This window comes from Streptomyces sp. NPDC057694, from assembly GCF_042799415.1.
Taxonomy (GTDB): domain Bacteria; phylum Actinomycetota; class Actinomycetes; order Streptomycetales; family Streptomycetaceae; genus Streptomyces.
The window spans coordinates 9,435-27,527 of the sequence record NZ_JBHVIX010000026.1 but is presented as its reverse complement, the minus strand read 5'-3'; the positions used below and the strand labels follow the sequence as shown (position 1 = coordinate 27,527).

Below are 18,093 nucleotides of genomic sequence, written 5' to 3'. Positions count from 1 at the left end.
TCAAGAGGACCCACCCCTCCGAGGCAGAGCCACCAGATCATCCCGCCCATAGGCGGAGCGAATGGCGTGCTGCGCCCTGCTCGGCAGCGTGTCCATCATCCCGAGCACCCGCTCCCGCCGCCGCGCGACGGCGGCCCGCTCCCCCAGCTCGGGCGACGGCTGGAGCTGCGGGACCAGCGCCTTGGGCGCGGGCGTCACCATGCCCCCCGAGGCCTCGGCGGCGAGCGTGGCTTCGTCCTTCTCTTCACTCATCCCGATGGGCCCGGCCTTACTGGCCGTCAGGAACTGTGCGACGACGGGCTCTTCACTGGTGAGGAGCACTTCGCGCGGCCCGAAGGTGACGAGCTGGCGCCGGAACAGCATCCCCATGTTGTCGGGGACGGTCGCGGCGATGTCGAGGTTGTGGGTGACGATGAGCATGGTGGCGTCGGTGGTGGTGTTCAGGTCGATGAGCAGCTGCGAGATGAACGCGGTGCGCACCGGGTCGAGTCCGGAGTCCGGCTCGTCGCAGAGGATGATCTGCGGGTCGAGGACCAACGCCCGTGCCAGACCGGCGCGTTTGCGCATACCGCCGCTGATCTCGCCGGGCAGCTTGCCCTCGGAGCCGAGGAGGCCGACCGCGTCGATCCGCTCCATGACGATGCGGCGGATCTCGGATTCCTTCTTCTTGGTGTGCTCGCGCAGCGGGAAGGCGATGTTGTCGAAGAGGTTCATCGACCCGAACAGGGCGCCGTCCTGGAACATCAGCCCGAACAGCTTGCGGGCCTCCATGATGTCCCGCTCGGGGCTGCGCGCCATGTCGACGCCGTTGACCAGGACGCGGCCGTGCTCCGGCTTCAGCAGACCGATCAACGACTTCAGGAAGACGGTCTTGCCGGTGCCGGACGGCCCGAGCATGACGCTCACCTCGCCCGCGGGCAGGGTGAGGCTCACGTCCTGCCAGATGTTCTGCCGGCCGAAGGACTTGGTGAGCCCCTCGACCTTCACTTCGATTCCCATCGCTTCTCACCTTCAGCGAGCGAGCTCGGCAGCGCACGGTAATTCGCTTCATACGTGCCGGACAAGATCTCGGAGCGGCCGCCCCGAATCTTCCTGAAAACTTGTCATCCAGTGATAAAAGACGGGTTGTCTCCTGTCGGCGGATGAGTGAAAAACCCTGAACTCCCGAAATAGATCACTCCGTTTCGTGACGGGGCCCCGCCTCGCCGGGGGTACGACGAAAGGTGGGGCCCCGCCACGGAGAGGCCCGTCGGTAAGGAGGGTTCCGACCGGACCTCATGTGACTCCTGTCCGACGGGGGGCGCCGACCAGGAGCGCATGAACTTTTCGAGACGTTACGGCCGAGTAACCTTGCCGAGCAAGAGAAGTTCGGCAATTTTGCGCTTTACTTCTGGGCCCGGTCGTGGATTTATCACCGGGCTATAAAGTCTCGGTCAGGCGGGTGGGGTGATTGTTTGTTTGGGGGTGAGGGTGTAGGTGGCCTTGATGGTGAGTACGTCGCCGGTCACGACGAGCCCGAGGCATGACGCCCCAGCTCCGGCCACGACTTGGCCGGCCGGTGCCCCATTGAGACCGGTACTCAACTGGCCAGTGGCGTTGTCGTACTGGCCGTACAGGGTCCCGGACCACGACACGTGGCAGCCCGTCGCGGACCAGTTGAGCGTGACCCCGGTGATGGACAGGTCCACCCTGGACGGGTTGGCCGCGTTGCGCTGCAAGAAGTTGATCTTCCAGGGAGTCGGGCCCGACGAGTAGGTGAAGGGAATCCCCGCGATGTTGCAACTCGCGTAGGCCGGCAGGAATGTTCCGGCGGCCAGTCCGTCCGCGTCCGTGGGCGACAGGTACCCGGAGACGGACGAGGAGCCACAGTTGAAAGTGGTGCTTCCCCAAGTGAACAGCGGGTTGGTTCCCGTTCCCGTGTAGTTCCCACCCGGGCTGACCGTCCACACCCCACTCCCCGTGGCGGACGCCGAAGTGGCCGACACCCCCAGCGCGGCGACGAACGCGACCCCACCCATCACCGCCCTGCGCAGCAGTAACCGCATCACTTGGCCGCCGAGTGCCAGTACTGGGAGAAGACCTTGCCCTGGTTCGGCGCGGTGGAGCCCGGGTCGTTCAGGGTGCCCAGGTAGGTCGAGGTGTTGTTGAGCTTCACGCTGTTGGTGCCCGAGGCGGCCGGGAGGCCGGACTTGAGGTTGACGGCCCAGTTGAAGGCGCCGAGCCCGAGGGGACCGCAGCCGCTGGCGCCCGGTGCCGCGAAGGTGAGGTCCTGCTGGGTCGAGCCGGTCAGCGCGAGCCGGCCGAACGGTCCCTCCGGGTCGGGCGTGCCGTTGGACGTGGCGTTGTCCGCGGAGATGCTCGGCGCCGCCGCGTTCCCCGGGCGCAGGATGATCGGCTCGGACTTGGTGCCGATGTAGCAGTTGCTGCCGATGAGCGGGTTGCTGAGGTGGATGCGGACCGGGATCGAGATGATCGGCTGCCCCTCCGAGACCCCGGCGAGCAGTTGGAAGTTGGAGGGGGTGCCCACGGATTCGACCGTCGCCACGATCCGGTTGAGCGTGTTGTTGGTGATCTGCCCGCAGACGGCGCTGACGACGGGCACGGAGCTGGGACACATCAGTCCGAGCAGGCCGCCGGGCAGGTCGGCGGGGTCGGCGATGAGCGCGCCGTCCGAAGGCGCGACCACCGAGTTGGTGCCGTCGGAGTGGGTGACGATGCCCACCTGGAGGTCGGTCTTCCCGGTCGGGACGACCGAGCTGCCGATCTTGATGACGCCGCTGGCCGAGCTGGAGGAGATGCACGTCGCCTGGTTGTCGATGCCGTCGGCGCCCAGCATGGCGGCGTTGTCGACCGGGCAGCGGTTGAACGGCGCCCAGTTGCCGTTCAGCTGAGTGCCGGCGGCCGAGGCCGGAGCCACCGCCGCCAGGGTCGCGAGCGTGGTGGCGGCGGCCACCGCGGCCACCCGTGCGGTGCGGGCGGCGGACATGCGTCTGACTACGGACATGAGGTGTTTCCCTTCGAAAGCGAGGGGGCGGCGGGGCACAGGGCCGCGAACGGAGAGAGGCCGGAACCGGGACGTTACTCACGAGGAAACCAAGACGGCAATGGACTTGCTGACAGAATTTTTACTACCGGCCCGTTTATCGCGGAGTGAGTAAATCTCGCGCTCAGGTGCGCACTTGCTGAGCATTTTGCGGGTCCGTCGGAGAAATGCTCACCCACCGACAAACATCCAGAGATCAACTAGGCGCCCGCAGACAAGAAAGAGACGTGAATAAATCTGCCGGAAGGAATCTGGGCATTCCCCATTGCGGGGCGAGGTTACTTGCTCGTAACGTCCATCGGCAGGCGACGGACCAGCCATCCCCGAAGTTTTGGGCGGAGCGTCCGCGTGGAGTGTGCACCGCTGTTCTCCCCCGGCCGGCAGACCGCCGGACGGGAATCCGTACCGCTCGCACTCAACCCTCTGGAAGGATCCACTGTGCGCAGATTCACCAGAAACACCGCGATCGCCGCCGCGTCCCTCGGCGCTGCTCTCGGGCTCTCCGTCTCCTCCGCCTCGGCCACGGCGCTGGCCACGTTCACCGTGACCGGCGGCGGCGCCTACACGGCCACGGCGACCAACCCGACCCTGTCCGTGCCCGCCGCCACACTCCAGTGCGCGTCGTCGACGGCCACGGGCAGCGTCCCGAACGGCACGGGCCTCTCCGGCACCCCCATCGGCACCATCAGCGGCATCACCTTCTCCACCTGTTCCGTGGCGGGCATCCCGTTCACCGTGACGCCCAGCGCTCTGCCGTGGTCGATCAACGTGTCCAGCATGACCGGCACCGACCAGGCCAACGGCACCATCACCGGCATCAGCGCCACCATCACCGGTGTCGGCTGCAACGCGAAGTTCGCGGGCAGCGTCAACGGCTACTACACGAACAGCACGCACACCCTGCACGTCACGGGCGGCGGCACGCTCGCCGCGCAGACCGGTGCCAGCTGCCTCGGTCTGATCAAGGCCGGCGACAAGGCGAACTTCGTCGGCAACTACGTCCTGAACACCTCCCCGGTCATCAAGTCCCCGTGATGGTCTGACCCTTCTTGATCCAGCCCGCCGCCGGTCACGCACCGGCGGCGGGCCGGCCGCGTCCGGGGGCACGACGCGGCCGGTCCAGCAGTGACCGCACCAGTGGAGGACGGCGGATGACAGCGCCAAGAAGGCGGAACGGACGGCCGGGCGGCCCGCGGACGGTACGGATGGCGCGGGTGATACCGATCTCTTCGATCGCGCTCGCCGCCGGTCTGCTGTCGGGTCCCGGCTCGCACGCGGACGAGGGACAGGGCTCGGTCGAGATCGCATACGACTGCGCGGTACCGGCTCCGGCGGCGAACCAGCAGACGGACGGCGAGGCAGGCAAGCAAGGGGACGCCGACACGTCGGCCACCGCGAGCGCGCCCGGCACACCCACCACTGTGCGGGCGTCGGTACGGATCTCCAGCGGCCTTCCGCGATCCGCCGCGCCGGGCACCCCGATCGACCCCGGCACCGTGACCGTGGAAGCCGCCCTGCCGTACGCCCAGCTCGCCCCCCTGCTGCCGGACGACGTCAGCGGCGTCACCAGCGACGCGACGCTCGGCGTCCTGGTGCAGCAGGGCAAGTCGTCGGCCGACGCCTCCTGGTCCTCGCTGACGGCGAGCACATCGGCCCCGCCGTCCGACGGCACACTGCACCTGGGCCACACCGGCGGCGCCCCCACGATCACCGTGAGCGAGGCGGGGGACGTCGATCTCTACGCAGGTGAACTCGGCCTGAAGATAAGCCCGTTGCCCACTGGCACGGACGAGGAGACCGCCGCCCTCTTCACCCTCGCCTGCACCCCCGCGAGCAAGGATTCGGCCGGACGACGGCTCGCCCACATCAGCGTGCCGGACGGCGAGGAACCGGGAGCGTCCTCACCGGGCGCCTCCGACGATCCGTCGGACACCGCACGGGACGGGATAGCCGTCGAGCCGAAGGACGGTGCCGACACCCCGGCCGGCGCATCCACCTGCGCGGCGGACATGCCTTCGGGGGAAATGGACATCAGCCAGATACCGGACCCACTGCCCGGGACGGTCCTGACACCGCTGATCCCTCTCGACGGATTCCGGGCATGCGCCTACGCGGTCGGCATGACGACCGTACGGAAACCGAACGGTACCGTGATCATCAATAACCCTTCCAAGGGACCGAGCCTGATGAACATCCGGGCCAACGCGCAAACCCAGTACGCAACGGAAGGCCCCTTCTACTTCCGCGCCGACTCTCTGGGCGAACTCACCCTGCCGGACGCCGACTCGACCCTCCTGAACTTCGGTTTCGTACCCGTCACCGCCAAGGTCGCGTTCGACAACGACCCGATCACCATCTCCACCGGCACCCTGGGCTCGCCTCCCGACCAGCAGAACTTCGCCGTCGCGACGTTCTTCCAGTCACTGCGCGTCCACGACGTGAAGGTCAACGGCACACCTCTGGACGTCGGCTCCCAGTGCCGCACGTCGAAGAAGTACCGGGTCACGCTGCGCGGTGACTTCAGCTCGCCCACCGACGTCTACGCCAACGTCCTGACCGGCGGCATCCTCAAAGGCAAGGTCGACATCCCGTCGTTCTCCGGCTGCGGCGCGAAGGGCGAGAATCTCGACCGCCTGCTCACGGCCTCCCTCAGCGGCCCCGGCAACAGCATCGTCATGAACCAGGCCCCGACCTGCCTCCCGGACCTGCCGGAGCCCAACCAGTGCCCCCCGGTGATCCCGCCGCTTCCCGGAGCCAAGACCTCGTGACCCTCTCGTCGCCCCATCACTTCTCAGCCACATCTCCCACGCCACGATCAATCTCTGCGCAACAGATGTACAACGCACAGTAGTTGTTCTAATTTCATAGGCCCTGTTGGTATGCACCTGGCGGGTGGGGCTGCGCACCCGTGCGTCGCCCGGCCCGGCCCCCCACCCGGCGCTCGGACAAGCGAGGAAGCGGCCATGCCCCTGCCCGCGCACACGACGGATGTCGAGGACCCCCTGGGGCCCCTGCCCCGGGAGTTCGCGCGCATCATGCGCCCCGAACTCCCCGGTCTCATCAAGGAGATCGGGGTCGAGGTCACGCGCGCGTTCCCCGAGTACGCGGCGCTGCTGAGCGGGCCGAGCGGGACGGCGATCCGGCAGGGTGTCGAGCAGAGCCTGAACGCCTTCGTGGACCGGGTCGCAGACCCGAACGCCTCCACGGCGACGCGGGACGAACTGCTCCGGAAGTTCGGCAGGGTCGAGGCGTACGAGGGCCGGGACCTGGCCACCCTCCAGGGCGCCTACCGGCTCGGCGCCCGGGTCGCGCTGCGCCGGGCGAAGGACCTGGGCCGCCGCTTCGACCTCTCCCCCACGCTCCTGCTGACCTTCGCCGAGGCCGTCTTCGCCTACATCGGCGAACTCGAAACGCTCTCCCATGAGGGATACATGGAGGTGCAGTCCAGAGCGGGCGTGGCCGGTGAGGTGGTGCGAAGACGGTTACTGCATCTGCTGCTCGCCGGAACTCCGTTGGGGCACACCACCATCAACAACCTGTGCGAGCAGACCGGTTGGCAGCTCCCGACCGAAGTGACCATGATCGCCCTGCGGACGCCGGCCGAACACATCCAGCCAGGTCTGGCCGTCGACGTCCTCGCCGACCTCGGCGCCCCGCAGCCCCATCTGCTGATCCCCGGCCCGCTCACCCCGGAGCGCCGCGCGATGCTCGCGGCGGCGGCCCCCGGCAGTTCGTATGCGATCGGGCTGACCCTGCCGACCGAGCAGGCCGCCGACTCGCTGCGGTGGGCGCGGCAGGTGCTTCAGCTCGTCGATGATGACATCGTTGCCGATTCCCAAGTCCTGGATTCCGCAGATCACTTGGTGACGCTGTGGCTGCTCGCCGATCCCGCGCTGGTCACGGAGATCGCCACCCGCGAGCTGGCCCCCCTTGAGAAGTCCTCCGGCACCCGCCGCGCCCGTCTCGTGGAGACCCTGCACGCCTGGCTGACCACGCGCGGCACGGCCGAGCAGGTCGGCGACGCGCTCGGCGTCCACGCGCAGACCGTCCGCTACCGGCTGCGCAAGCTCGACGCCCACTTCGGCGACCGCCTGGAGGACCCGGCCCACCGCTTCGCCATGGAGGCCGCGCTACGGGCGCTGCACCTCCACGACAACTAACGCGCGGCGACGAACAGGCCGAACGCCTCGGGCGTGAACGTGAGGCTCGGGCCGGCCGGGTTCTTGGAGTCGCGGACGGCGACGACGGCGCAGGGGGTTCCGGCGACCTCGACGCACGAGCCGCCCTGATCGCCGCTGTAGGTGGACTTGGCCCAGGCGAGAGCCCCGAGCGGCGCGCACTCCACACACTGGCCGCCTTGGTCGCTGCTGTAGGTCGACTTACGCCACTGGATGCCCGCCATAACGCTCCTCCATCACCCGCCGGATCAGCCGCGCCGAGTCTGTGATGGACAGGGCGGCCGCCTGCAAGTGATCGTAACGGAGCGAACAGTCCTTGACGGTGTCCGGGTTCGCGGTCGCATGCCCCTGTCCGTACCCCTCGGTATAGACGATGGGGGGATCGGACGGGAATCGGTAGACGCTGTACGGACCGGTCATTCCCGCGTGCGGCCCAACCGCGAACGGCAGTACCTGGATGTTCACTTGCGGACTGTCCTCGTAACCCAACAAGTGATCCAGTTGCTCGTGCATGATCTGGCTCGTGCCCGCACCCATGTCCTGGTAGAGCGCCGCCTCGCCCAGGATCAGCCATAGCTGCGGCGGTTCGTCGCCGACCTCCAGAATGCGCTGGCGGGCGAGGCGCACCTCAGTCCGGTCATCCAGCTGCTTCTTGTCGAGGGCGCCGAGGACCGCTCGCGCGTACGCGCGGGTCTGCAAGAGCCCGTGCACCATGCCCGACTCGAACGAGCAGATCTCCGCGGCCCGCACCTCCAGCTCAGCCACCTGCTGAAACCACACCGGCAACTGCGACCGCAGCACCAGCCCCACCAGCCGCGACAACAACCCATCGGTACCCAACGCAGCGTCACACCGCTCGCTGAACTCCTGCGTCGGCAGCTTCCTGGCGGTCTCGACCTGCCCCACCAGCGAGCCGGTGTAATTGACGATCTGCCCGAGTTGCTTCTGCGTCAGACCCGCGGCCTCCCGCTTACGGCGCAGCTCATAGCCGTAATAGTCGAGCGGCGAGGCGCCCGGATCGAGGACGTTGATATGGACCACGCACAGTCCCCTCAACTCGGCCCACAATCGGGCACGTTGTATCCAGTCGATTGCTCAGCGTAGTCACGTCTCGCCACGCTCGTACCGTGAACAAGCAAACCGAGCAGCCCCACGTCTACACGCTGCGCCTCACCGTCGGCACCCACTCGGCCCGCCATGTGCGCCGCATCGTCCACCGCCTGTGCGACGACTGGTCGGTACCGCCGGACCTGGCCGACGACCTGGCACTCGGCGTCACGGAACTGCTGTCCAACGTCGTACGTCACGTACCCGGCGCCCACGCCGAAGTACGGCTGCTGCACGAGGGGGAGGCCGGTCGCGTCCGCGCGGAGGTGACCGACGAGGGACCGCAACTTCCGCAAACAGCGCCGGAGTTGCGGGACCCGTTCGCCGAACACGGCCGGGGCCTGGCCATCGTCGCGGCGGTGGCGGCGAAGTGGGGAGTCGAGCCTCTGCCGCCGCCCGGCGGCAAGACGGTGTGGTTCGAGTGCGCGACGGACCTCGCGGACGTGCCGCAGGAACCTCTGGCCAGAGCCGACCCGTCCGAGTGAACGGGACGGGCATACGCCAACGGCACATGCCTGCCTCGCCTACCGTCCCGGCCATGGTCAGTTCTTCACATGAGGTGATGCACCGCATCTTCCAGGAGGACCCCGGGATGTTCCCCCGGGCCTTCCGGAAGCTCGGCATCGGCTTTCCCGACCCGGTCGCCGTCTCGTTCCTGCCGACGGACCTGACCGAGATACGGCCGCTGGAGCGCCGCGTGGACACCCTGCTGCGCTTCGACTCCGCCGACGGCTCCGGATACCTCCTCGCCGTGGAGTCCCAGACCGCGCCGAGCAAGGCCAAGCCGAGCGCGTGGGCGTACTACGCGGCGCACCTGTACGCGAAGTACGGGCTGCCGCCCGTCCTGCTGGTCACCTGCCAGGACCGGGCGACGGAACGCTGGGCGTCACGGGCGATCGACATCGGTCCGCCGCAGTGGCCGACCCTCACCGTCCGGCCGCTGGTCCTGGGCCCGGGCAGCGTCCCGATGATCACCGATCTGGAGACGGCCTCGGCCGACATTCCGCTCGCCGTGCTGTCGGCCGTCACGCACGGCAAGGACCCGCACATCGATGCCATACTCAAAATGCTGGGTGCCGCCCTGAAGACCGCCGACCGGGACACGGCGATGGTCTTCTCCGAACTCACCGAACTTGGCCTGGGAGCCCTCCCGGCCGCAGATCTCTGGAGGAACCTGGTGTCCGTCGACCTCTCCTTCTTCCGCTCGCAGACCGCACAGAACCTCCGGGCCGAGGGCCGCGCCGAGGGCGAGGCCAGGGCCATACTGCGCGTCCTCGACCGCCGTGGCGTCCCCGTGCCGGAAGAAGCCCGCGCCACCATCACCGCCTGCACCGACCCCGGCATCCTCGACACCTGGCTCGACCGCGCTCTCACGGCCGCCACCATCGACGACGTACTGGCGGAACGGGTCGAGCCCGAGTCCCCCTCAGCTTGACCCGACGCCCCGTCCGGCCGCAGATCTCTGGAGGAACCTGGTGTCCGTCGACCTCTCCTTCTTCCGCTCGCAGACCGCACAGAACCTTCGCGCCGAAGGCCGGGCCGAGGGCCGCGCAGAGGGCCGTGCCGAGGACATACTGCGCATCCTCGACCGTCGTGGCATCCCTGTCCCCGACGAGGCCCGCGCCATCATCACCGGCTGCACCGACCTCGACACCCTGGCCGCATGGTTCGACCGCGCCATCACGGCGACCACCATCGACGACGTACTGGCGGAACCGGCCGAACCCGAGTCACCCTCAGCCTGACCCCGCACCCCGTCCGGCCACGGCGGCCCCGCTCTCCACCTCGGCGGGGCCGTCCGCCTTCGCCGCCTCGGCGGTCACCATCCGTGCCCGGGGGCCCTGGAGCGCGTACGTCAGCAAGAAGCCGAGGGAGACGACGACCGCTCCGCCCACCGCGTCGAGCACCCAGTGGTTGCCGGTCGCGACGATCGCGGAGACCGTGCACAGAGGGTGGATCAGGCCGAGGGCCTTCACCCACCAGCGGCGGGCGAGGACCACGATCACGATGCCGCACCACAGCGACCAGCCGAAGTGCAGCGAGGGCATCGCCGCGTACTGGTTCGTGAGCTGCGTGAGGGTGCCGTAGTTGGGCTTGGAGAAGTCCTGGACGCCGTGGACCGTGTCGATGAAGCCGAGACCCGGCATCAGGCGCGGCGGCGCGAGCGGGTACGCCCAGAAGCCGATCAGGGCGAGGATCGTCGCGAAACCGAGGGCCGAGCGGGCCCAGCGGTAGGCGGCGGGGCGGCGCAGGTACAGGAAACCGAGCACGCTCAGCGGGACCACGAAGTGGAACGACGTGTAGTAGAAGTTGAAGAAGTCCTTCAGCCACGTCGCGTGGTGGAAGACCGTGTGGTTGACCCAGCGCTCGATGTCGAGGTGCAGGAACTGCTCGATGGAGTGGATCTGCCGGCCGTGGGCCTCCGCCGTGGCCCGGCCCCCGGAGATCGTGCCGCCCGTCGCGGCGAGGCGGACCTGCTGGTACGCGGAGTAGCCGACGCGGATGAGGAGCAGTTCCAGGATCAGGTTCGGCCGCGAGACGACCCGGCGCCAGACCGGGACGAGCGGCACCCACGACCAGCGGGCGGGCACCGGCGCGGCGTACTCGGTGGGGACGGGGGTCTCGTACAGCGGTGACGTACGGGAGAGGAAGGGGACGACGCAGGCGGCGGCGAGCGCGGCGATGAGCACGACGTTGTCCGCGATCGGGTCCAGGAAATCCATCTCGGGCAGCATCATCGACGACGGCAGGGTGAGCGCGAGGACGACGAGGACGGGCCACATGTAGCGGTCCGAGGCGCGCTTGCCGACCCGGCCGACGACGGCGAGCAGCACCCACAGGAGCTGGTGCTGCCAGGTCGTCGGGGACACCGCGACGGCGACGCAGCCGGTGACCGCGACGGCGAGCAGCAGCTGGCCGTCGCGCGCGTAGGTGACGGCGCGGCGCAGGCCGAGCACCGCGACGCCGACGCCCAGCAGGACGAACAGGGCGATCTCCAGCGGGCCTTCGAGGCCGAAGCGGAGCAGCATGCCGTGCAGCGACTGGTTGGCGTTCGCCCCCGGGTTGGTGGCGAGGCCCGCGCCGGCCAGGTGGTGGACCCAGTACGTCCACGAGTCGTGCGGCATCGCCGCCCAGGCGAGCCCGGTGGCGGCGGCGAAGGTGACGGCGGAGGAGACGGCCGCGCGTCTGCGGCCCGTGAACCACAGCAGCGGCGCGAAGAGCAGGACCGTCGGCTGGAGGGCGGCGGCCACGCCGATGAGCACGCCGGACGCCCGCTCGCCGCGCACGGTGAAACAGCCGAGGAGGACGAGGAGGACCGGGATGATGCTGGTCTGGCCGGTCGTGAACGCGTTCCGCACCGGCAGCGACAGCATCAGCAGACTGATCGCGACGGGCGCGGCGAACAGCGACGTACGGCGGGAGACGGGCTGCGGCAGCGCGCGGGCCGCCACCAGGGCGAGGACCACGACGAGGGCGAGCGAGCCGAACGTCCAGCCCCAGCCGAGCGCCTGCTCGGCGGCGCGGGAGAACGGCTTGAGGACGAGCCCGGAGAACGGGGTGCCGGTGAACCGGTCGGGCGCGTCGTAGAGGGAGTCCTTGACGTGCAGCACCCCTTGGGGGCCGATCCAGGTCTCCAGGTCGGTGAGGCGTTCACCGCGCGGGGTGCTCAGGACCGCGACGAGTTGACGCACCGCGAGCACAGCGGCGATCAGCCACAGCCCCGCCCGCAGGGCACTCATCCGTCCGGTGACCGCTCCCGCGGGTCCCGCAGGCCCCCTGTGCTCGACATTCGCCACGCGCTGCCCGCCCTCCCATCGTCGTCAGAGGTCACCGCCTCCATCGGTGTAGGACGCAGGCAACCCCTGCTTCACCTGACTGTGTCTCCGGATTTGACCGGAAGATGCCGGAAAGGCGTGGCGCGGACCACTTAGTTGCATGCTCCACGGGTCCGGTTCCGCGACATAGCTCACAGTTCAATCCGTTTGGGCTGTCTGTTGCGCTCTGCGTTTCCCCAGCTCGGAGGCGGTTTATGTGCGGAGCGTAGCGGATCGACCACCCCCCGCGATGATCGTGGCGCACCATATCGTCTCTTTCGGCCGTTCCGCTGACGCGTGAACGGCCTTGCCGTTGTCCCCCACGAAAGGCAGGCGGGCGAAGCCTTGTCGAGCGCCGCTTCCATCGCACCCAGTACCAGCGGGCTCCACGCTCCGGCGCGGGGCCGCACCAAGAAGGCCGAGCAGGACGTCACGGTCACCGACCCCACGCTCGTGAAGCGGGCGGTCAAAGCCGCGGCCCTCGGCAACGCGATGGAATGGTTCGACTTCGGTGTCTACGGCTACCTGACCGCGACGCTCGGCCACGTCTTCTTCCCGACGGCGTCCAGCTCCGCGCAGGTGCTGTCCACGCTCGGCACGTTCGCCGCCGCGTTCCTGGTGCGGCCCATCGGCGGCGCCTTCTTCGGCCCGCTCGGCGACCGCATCGGCCGCCAGAAGGTCCTCGCCATCACCATGATCATGATGGCGGCGGGCACGCTGTCGATCGGCCTGATCCCCTCGTACGGGTCGATCGGCGTGTGGGCGCCGGTGCTGCTGATCGTGGCGCGCATGGTGCAGGGCTTCTCGACCGGTGGTGAGTACGGCGGCGCGTGCACGTTCATCGCCGAGTACGCGCCGGACAAGCGGCGCGGGTTCTTCGGCTCGTTCCTGGAGCTGGGCACGAACGCCGGTTACGTCGCCGGTGCCACCCTCGCCACCGTCCTGATCACGACGCTGCCGTCCGACTCCCTCTACAGCTGGGGCTGGCGCATCCCGTTCCTGATCGCGGGCCCGATCGGCCTGGTCGGTCTCTACGTCCGCATGAAGCTGGAGGAGACCCCTGCCTTCCAGAAGCTGGCGCAGGAGGCCGAGGACAAGGAGAAGTCCTTCCCGAAGCCGAAGATCAAGGAGATGTTCGTCGGCAACGCGGGCGCGATGGCAACCTGCATCGCCCTGGTGCTCGTCTTCAACGTCACCGACTACATGCTGCTCTCCTACATGCCGACGTTCCTCAGCGAGGAGCTGCACTACGACGCCACGCACGGCACGATCATCCTCATCGGCGTGATGCTGCTGATGATGGTGGTGCAGCTGCCGATGGGCATGGCCAACGACCGCTTCGGCCACCGCAAGGTCATCGGCGGCGCCTGCCTCGGCTTCGTCCTCCTCTCCGTCCCGGCGCTGCTCCTCATCCAGGCGGGCTCGACGTGGGCCATCGCCCTCGGCCTCGCCGGCCTGGGTCTGCTCCTCGTCGGCTTCACGTCGTCGATGCCGTCGACGCTCCCGGCCCTCTTCCCGACGAAGGTCCGCTACGGCTCCCTCTCGGTGGGCTTCAACCTCTCGGTCTCCCTCTTCGGCGGCACGACTCCGCTCATCGCTGCCGCGCTGATCGCGGGTACCGGCAACCTGATGATCCCGGCCTACTACATGATGGGCGCGGCTGTGGTCGGCGGAGTCGCCGCCTGGCGCATGCGCGAATCGGCCGGCCGCCCGCTCCCGGGATCGCCGCCGGCGGTCTGAACCTTTTCATCGCAGGCTCATGAGCGCCCCGCCAGGGGCGCGGGGAACTGCGCGACCAGCCACGACGAGAGCCGCAGACGCATCTGCTCGGTACAGGGGCAGACGCGTCTGCGGCTTGTACGTGGCTGAGCGCGCAGTTCCCCGCGCCCCTGGCGGGGCGGAACCTTTCCGGGGCCTCGGCCGTCCCTATGCCCATGACAAGAACCCGGGCCAGGGCCCTGCTGACGGCCCTGCTCCTGATGGGCATCCAGGCCACCTGGATCGCAATCCCGGCATACGCCTGCGGCTGCGGCGCAATGATCCCCCGCACAGGCCACCAGCTGACCGTCAGCGAAGAGACATCGGCGGTGACATGGAACGGCCGCACCGAGCAGATCGTGATGCGGCTGTCCCTGAGCGGCGACAGCCGGGACGCGGCCTGGGTGATGCCGGTCCCGAACCGGGCGACGGCGGAACTGGCCGACCCGGCCCTGTTCACGGCGCTCGCCAAGGAGACCGAGCCGACCCACCGCACCCGGCACTACTTCTGGCCGCGCGACGGCGACTGGCCGCTCGGCGACGACGCGGACACCGACGGCGCGGCGGCGCTGCCCGGCGCGGGCGCCCCCTCCGGCGTGAACGTCGTAGGCCGCGAACACCTCGGCCCCTTCGACGTCGCCCGGCTCACCGCCACCGACCCCGAGGCCCTCGCGAACTGGCTGAAGGACAACGGCTTCAAGCTCCCCGGCCGCCTGGAGCAGGCACTGCGCCCGTACGTCGATCAGAGCTGGGAGTACGTGGCGATCCGCCTCTCCCCCGCCGACCGGGACAAGCCGCTCGCAGGGCAACTCGACCCGCTGCACCTCACCTTCGCCAGCGACCGCTTCGTCTACCCGATGCGCCTGTCCCAACTGGCGCGCAACGCACAGCACTTGAACCTGTACGTCCTCGCCGACCACCGCATGGAATCGCGCTCGCCGATCGGCGGCTCCGAGCCGAAGGTGACGTTCGCGGGCAAGCTCGACAGCCCGCCGCCCGGCCCGCTCGCCGAACTGGCCGGGGACACCCGCTATCTGACCGCCCTCAGCCAGGACTTCTGGCAGCCGCAGGGCATCAGCGGCGATCACGTACTGCGCCGAGCCGCGCACGACACCCCGTACCGCAGGGTCGTCTACACGGACGAACTCCTCACGGTCGGCCCTGGCATCCCGGTGTGGCTCGTGACGGTCCTCGGCGTTCTCGTCGCGGGGACCGGCGGCGCCCTCCTGCGGGCGCGCGTCCGCAAGGGACGCCCCATCATCCCGCCTCCACCCGTGACCGTGCCCCCGCCCATAGGCTGATGGTCATGACGACACCGCCCCCGGGAACCTCGACGACCGTAGACACCTACCTCAGCGACCTGCTGGCCCCCGCCGACGACGCCCTCGGCGCCGCCCTCGCCGACAGCGACAAGGCCGGACTCCCCAGCATCCAGGTCTCGGCCGTCAACGGAAAACTCCTCCACCTCATCGCCCGCATCCAGGGGGCCCGCCACATCCTGGAGATCGGCACGCTCGGCGGCTACAGCACCATCTGGCTGGCCCGCGCGCTGCCCGCCGACGGCTCCCTGATCTCCCTGGAGTACAGCGCGCGCCACGCGGAGGTGGCCCGCGCCAACCTCACCCGGGCGGGCCTGGACAAGACCGTCGAGGTCCGGGTCGGCGCCGCCCTCGACTCGCTGCCTCAACTCGTCGACGAGGAGCGGGACTTCGACCTCGTCTTCATCGACGCCGACAAGGCCAACAACCCGCACTACGTGGAGTGGGCGCTGCGCCTGACCCACCCCGGCAGCGTCATCGTCGTCGACAACGTCGTGCGCGGCGGCCGCGTCGCCGACCCCGAGAACACCGACCCGGACGTCATCGGCACCCGCACAGCCCTCCAACTGCTCTCCGACCACCCGAAGTTGGACGCGACGGCGATCCAGACGGTGGGCGCCAAGGGGTACGACGGCTTCGCCCTGGCCTACGTACAGGAGTGACGGCCGACCGCGACAGCCGGGCCTACGCCTCGTGGTAGAAGCCCACGTGCACGCTGCGCGGCCCGCCCCGGTCGAGGACGACGATCTCGCCGGAGCCGCCGCGCGGCAGCTCGGACACCCCGCCGTAGGCGAGGGGCAGGCCGGGGCCCCGGGCTCCCTGCGTGTCGACCCGCACCCGTACCTCCGACGACGGGTCGGCCTGCGAGCCGCGCAGCCAGAAGACGCTCCACTCGCCGCGCGGCCCGCACCGGAACTCCAGGTGCACCCGCGACACGAACAGCCAGTCGTCGGGGGTGACGAGCCCGCACACGCTCGCGTCGCGGCCCACCCGCAGTACGGCCCCCGGCTCGCTCGGCGCCTCGGCCATCACCATTCCCGCTGTCGCGCCTGCTTCGGCCCCGGTCACCGTGGCCATGGTCAGTTCGAGCACCGCGTCCCCCCACCGTTCACGTCATCACGACGGCCCTGCACAGCGGCCGCATCTTAAGCCCCGGAGGCCTGCTCGGCGCCGTCTGCGGGACAATGTGCTCATGACCGAACGGAAACCACCCGGCGTCAGCTTCGAGTCATTCGTCGACAAACAGATCCGTGACGCGGAACGGCGCGGCGACTTCACCGCCCTGTCCGGCGCGGGCAAGCCCTTCGCGGCCGACGACGACTCCACCACGTACGACGAGAACTGGTGGATCAAGCGGAAGATGGCCCGCGAGGGCCTCTCCGTCCTGCCACCCTCCCTCGCCCTGCGCAAGGAGGTCGAGGACGCCTTCGCGGCGTTCCCGAGAACGGCGTCCGAGCACACGGTCCGCCGCATCGTCACGGAGCTGAACGACCGGATCCGCGACATGATGTTCAAGCCCCCGCCCGGCCCGCCGCTCGGCCTGAAGCCGTACGACGTGGACGAGGTCATCGCCCAGTGGCGCCTCGACCGGATGACGGGTACCGGCTGACGGCTCCCGGCTGACGGTCCCCGAAGCGTGGCGCGTCACCGACGAGCACGGCGCCCCGCTCACCTGACCCGTATCCCGTCTGCGGCAGGATGAGATCCATGAGCATCGTCAAGATCAATGTGCTGACCGTCCCCGCCGAACAGCGCGAGACCCTCGAAAAGCGGTTCGCGTCCCGCGCGGGCGCCGTCGAGAACTCCGACGGATTCGAATGGTTCGAGCTGCTCCGTCCCGTCGAGGGCACGGACGACTACCTGGTGTACACGCGCTGGCGTGACGAGGAGTCGTTCCAGGCCTGGATGGAGGGCCCCATGAAGTCGGCCCACCAGGGCGGCGGCGACCGCCCGAAGCCCGCATCGAGCGGCTCGTCGGTGTGGTCCTTCGAGGTCGTCCAGCAGGCGTCGCCCAAGGGCGCGTAACCCCGCACCGCCTCCTGCCCGAATGCCCCGCACCGTCGAAGGTGCGGGGCATTCGTGGCCTTCCGCCCGTGCCGGGAACACCCGCTCCGCGAGGGTCTTCCGTACGCGCGTAGACCCTGGGACGATCGAGCCGCTCCACCTGCACCACAGGCGCCCCGCACTTCGCTCCCCCACCGCTTGCACCGGCACTGGCAGGAAGGACCCCACCTCCCATGCGCATCCGCTCCGCGCTCACCGCGCTCGCGCTCTCCGCGGCCGCTCTCGTCGCCCCCGGCTTCGGCGTGCTGACGACGTCGACCGACGCCTTCGCCGTCTCCAAGATCACTCATGCGACGGCCACGTCGATGTTCAGCTCGTCCGGCATCACCTGGTCGTCGTCCGGCGGCTGTTCCAACCGCAACGTCTCCACCTGTACGTCGTTCGACCAGCTCAACCTGGCCACCGCACAGGGCGCCCAGACCCTGAAGTCGGCCAGCGGCTGCGCGCTGAACATCACCGGCGGCACCGAGACCGGCCACGCGAGCGGCACGTACTCGCACTGGAACGGCTACAAGCTCGACTTCGGCAAGACCACCTGCCTGACGAACTACATCAAGAACAACTTCTCCTACATCGGGCTGCGCGGCGACGGCGCCCCGCAGTACAAGGCGGGCTCCGGCAACATCTACGCCGACGAGGGCAACCACTGGGACGTGACGTACTACAACTGCGGCGGCTGCTGACCGGGCCACCAAAGCATCGTGCCCGCGCCCCCTTGAGAGGGGGGGGGGGGGAGACGGCGGTGGGGGGGAAGGGCATTTGGGGGGTTCGAGGGTTTAGCAATTCTCCATCCTCCCCCGGGGGGGTCG

Annotated in this window: 19 protein-coding genes; 12 read left to right on the top strand and 7 right to left on the bottom strand. The window is 69.2% G+C overall.

Annotation, left to right across the window (positions count from 1 at the left end; all coding sequences use genetic code 11):
• The 3 genes from ACFVDP_RS36210 to ACFVDP_RS36200 all read right to left on the bottom strand — a co-directional run bounded on the left by ACFVDP_RS36210 (nucleotide 1) and on the right by ACFVDP_RS36200 (nucleotide 2,986).
• Complete coding sequence (locus ACFVDP_RS36210; protein WP_383499286.1) at nucleotides 1-999, bottom strand: ABC transporter ATP-binding protein; 999 nt, start codon at nucleotides 997-999, stop codon at nucleotides 1-3.
• A gap of 434 nt (nucleotides 1,000-1,433) precedes the next feature.
• A complete protein-coding gene (locus ACFVDP_RS36205; protein ID WP_383499282.1) occupies nucleotides 1,434-2,048 on the bottom strand; it encodes a hypothetical protein in 615 nt (204 codons plus the stop codon).
• A complete protein-coding gene (locus ACFVDP_RS36200; RefSeq protein WP_383499527.1) occupies nucleotides 2,045-2,986 on the bottom strand; it encodes a hypothetical protein in 942 nt (313 codons plus the stop codon). The genes ACFVDP_RS36205 and ACFVDP_RS36200 overlap by 4 nt, the downstream gene beginning before the upstream one ends.
• A gap of 495 nt (nucleotides 2,987-3,481) precedes the next feature.
• Between ACFVDP_RS36200 and ACFVDP_RS36195 the strand changes: the two genes are divergently transcribed.
• The 3 genes from ACFVDP_RS36195 (at nucleotide 3,482) to ACFVDP_RS36185 (ending at nucleotide 7,203) form a co-directional block, all read left to right on the top strand.
• On the top strand, nucleotides 3,482-4,078 hold the full coding sequence (locus tag ACFVDP_RS36195; RefSeq protein WP_383499278.1) for a hypothetical protein: 597 nt from the start codon (nucleotides 3,482-3,484) through the stop codon (nucleotides 4,076-4,078).
• 179 nt (nucleotides 4,079-4,257) lie between these two features.
• Complete coding sequence (locus tag ACFVDP_RS36190; RefSeq protein WP_383499274.1) at nucleotides 4,258-5,811, top strand: DUF6801 domain-containing protein; 1,554 nt, start codon at nucleotides 4,258-4,260, stop codon at nucleotides 5,809-5,811.
• Between the two features lie 195 nt (nucleotides 5,812-6,006).
• The gene (locus tag ACFVDP_RS36185) at nucleotides 6,007-7,203 is read left to right on the top strand and encodes a helix-turn-helix domain-containing protein (RefSeq protein ID WP_383499271.1); all 1,197 of its coding nucleotides are present in this window, start codon (nucleotides 6,007-6,009) and stop codon (nucleotides 7,201-7,203) included.
• Here ACFVDP_RS36185 and ACFVDP_RS36180 read toward each other — a convergent pair.
• Together ACFVDP_RS36180 and ACFVDP_RS36175 are read right to left on the bottom strand one after the other, a co-directional pair.
• On the bottom strand, nucleotides 7,200-7,445 hold the full coding sequence (locus ACFVDP_RS36180; RefSeq protein WP_383499269.1) for a DUF397 domain-containing protein: 246 nt from the start codon (nucleotides 7,443-7,445) through the stop codon (nucleotides 7,200-7,202). The two genes, ACFVDP_RS36185 and ACFVDP_RS36180, sit on opposite strands and share 4 nt — an antisense overlap.
• Complete coding sequence (locus ACFVDP_RS36175) at nucleotides 7,423-8,262, bottom strand: Scr1 family TA system antitoxin-like transcriptional regulator (RefSeq protein ID WP_383499266.1); 840 nt, start codon at nucleotides 8,260-8,262, stop codon at nucleotides 7,423-7,425. Before ACFVDP_RS36175 ends, ACFVDP_RS36180 begins: the two co-directional genes overlap by 23 nt.
• 86 nt (nucleotides 8,263-8,348) lie before the next feature.
• Here ACFVDP_RS36175 and ACFVDP_RS36170 point away from each other — a divergent pair, with 86 nt between their 5' ends.
• From ACFVDP_RS36170 to ACFVDP_RS36160, 3 genes are read left to right on the top strand one after another with little or no spacing between them, the layout of a single operon-like run.
• A complete protein-coding gene (locus tag ACFVDP_RS36170; RefSeq protein WP_383499263.1) occupies nucleotides 8,349-8,813 on the top strand; it encodes an ATP-binding protein in 465 nt (154 codons plus the stop codon).
• A gap of 53 nt (nucleotides 8,814-8,866) precedes the next feature.
• On the top strand, nucleotides 8,867-9,763 hold the full coding sequence (locus ACFVDP_RS36165; protein ID WP_383499260.1) for a hypothetical protein: 897 nt from the start codon (nucleotides 8,867-8,869) through the stop codon (nucleotides 9,761-9,763).
• A gap of 40 nt (nucleotides 9,764-9,803) precedes the next feature.
• The gene (locus ACFVDP_RS36160; RefSeq protein WP_383499257.1) at nucleotides 9,804-10,073 is read left to right on the top strand and encodes a hypothetical protein; all 270 of its coding nucleotides are present in this window, start codon (nucleotides 9,804-9,806) and stop codon (nucleotides 10,071-10,073) included.
• Here the strand turns inward: ACFVDP_RS36160 and ACFVDP_RS36155 are convergent.
• Nucleotides 10,065-12,125 carry a bifunctional glycosyltransferase 87/phosphatase PAP2 family protein gene (locus ACFVDP_RS36155; protein ID WP_383499254.1) on the bottom strand — a complete coding sequence of 687 codons (2,061 nt, stop codon included), beginning with the start codon at nucleotides 12,123-12,125 and terminating at the stop codon, nucleotides 10,065-10,067. The two genes, ACFVDP_RS36160 and ACFVDP_RS36155, sit on opposite strands and share 9 nt — an antisense overlap.
• Nucleotides 12,126-12,488: 363 nt before the next feature.
• Here ACFVDP_RS36155 and ACFVDP_RS36150 point away from each other — a divergent pair, with 363 nt between their 5' ends.
• From ACFVDP_RS36150 to ACFVDP_RS36140, 3 genes are all read left to right on the top strand, one after another.
• Nucleotides 12,489-13,883 (top strand): MFS transporter, encoded by a 1,395-nt coding sequence (locus ACFVDP_RS36150; RefSeq protein WP_383499251.1) that lies wholly within the window; start codon nucleotides 12,489-12,491, stop codon nucleotides 13,881-13,883.
• A gap of 194 nt (nucleotides 13,884-14,077) precedes the next feature.
• Nucleotides 14,078-15,202: a DUF2330 domain-containing protein gene (locus tag ACFVDP_RS36145; protein WP_383499248.1), complete on the top strand. Its 1,125-nt coding sequence runs from the start codon at nucleotides 14,078-14,080 to the stop codon at nucleotides 15,200-15,202.
• Nucleotides 15,203-15,207: 5 nt separating this feature from the next.
• The gene (locus ACFVDP_RS36140) at nucleotides 15,208-15,882 is read left to right on the top strand and encodes an O-methyltransferase (RefSeq protein ID WP_383499245.1); all 675 of its coding nucleotides are present in this window, start codon (nucleotides 15,208-15,210) and stop codon (nucleotides 15,880-15,882) included.
• 22 nt (nucleotides 15,883-15,904) lie between these two features.
• Here ACFVDP_RS36140 and ACFVDP_RS36135 read toward each other — a convergent pair whose 3' ends face one another.
• Nucleotides 15,905-16,312, bottom strand: a complete 408-nt coding sequence (locus ACFVDP_RS36135; RefSeq protein WP_383499244.1) for a hypothetical protein — start codon at nucleotides 16,310-16,312, stop codon at nucleotides 15,905-15,907.
• A gap of 100 nt (nucleotides 16,313-16,412) precedes the next feature.
• Between ACFVDP_RS36135 and ACFVDP_RS36130 the strand changes: the two genes are divergently transcribed.
• From ACFVDP_RS36130 to ACFVDP_RS36120, 3 genes are all read left to right on the top strand, one after another.
• Complete coding sequence (locus ACFVDP_RS36130; RefSeq protein ID WP_383499241.1) at nucleotides 16,413-16,829, top strand: DUF1992 domain-containing protein; 417 nt, start codon at nucleotides 16,413-16,415, stop codon at nucleotides 16,827-16,829.
• A gap of 98 nt (nucleotides 16,830-16,927) precedes the next feature.
• Nucleotides 16,928-17,245 (top strand): antibiotic biosynthesis monooxygenase family protein, encoded by a 318-nt coding sequence (locus ACFVDP_RS36125; RefSeq protein ID WP_383499238.1) that lies wholly within the window; start codon nucleotides 16,928-16,930, stop codon nucleotides 17,243-17,245.
• Between the two features lie 212 nt (nucleotides 17,246-17,457).
• Entirely contained in the window at nucleotides 17,458-17,967 is a 510-nt protein-coding gene (locus ACFVDP_RS36120; RefSeq protein WP_383499235.1) for a hypothetical protein, read from the top strand.
• Nucleotides 17,968-18,093: the final 126 nt, after the last annotated feature.

Bases quoted from the DNA above. Each gene is read 5' to 3' on its own strand.
- ACFVDP_RS36210 (WP_383499286.1), bottom strand. From the start codon at position 999: ATGGGAATCGAAGTGAAGGTCGAGGGGCTCACCAAGTCCTTCGGCCGG.
- ACFVDP_RS36200 (WP_383499527.1), bottom strand. From the start codon at position 2,986: ATGTCCGCCGCCCGCACCGCACGGGTGGCCGCGGTGGCCGCCGCCACC.
- ACFVDP_RS36185 (WP_383499271.1), top strand. From the start codon at position 6,007: ATGCCCCTGCCCGCGCACACGACGGATGTCGAGGACCCCCTGGGGCCC.
- ACFVDP_RS36180 (WP_383499269.1), bottom strand. From the start codon at position 7,445: ATGGCGGGCATCCAGTGGCGTAAGTCGACCTACAGCAGCGACCAAGGC.
- ACFVDP_RS36165 (WP_383499260.1), top strand. From the start codon at position 8,867: ATGGTCAGTTCTTCACATGAGGTGATGCACCGCATCTTCCAGGAGGAC.
- ACFVDP_RS36145 (WP_383499248.1), top strand. From the start codon at position 14,078: ATGACAAGAACCCGGGCCAGGGCCCTGCTGACGGCCCTGCTCCTGATG.
- ACFVDP_RS36140 (WP_383499245.1), top strand. From the start codon at position 15,208: ATGACGACACCGCCCCCGGGAACCTCGACGACCGTAGACACCTACCTC.
- ACFVDP_RS36130 (WP_383499241.1), top strand. From the start codon at position 16,413: ATGACCGAACGGAAACCACCCGGCGTCAGCTTCGAGTCATTCGTCGAC.
- ACFVDP_RS36125 (WP_383499238.1), top strand. From the start codon at position 16,928: ATGAGCATCGTCAAGATCAATGTGCTGACCGTCCCCGCCGAACAGCGC.
- ACFVDP_RS36120 (WP_383499235.1), top strand. From the start codon at position 17,458: ATGCGCATCCGCTCCGCGCTCACCGCGCTCGCGCTCTCCGCGGCCGCT.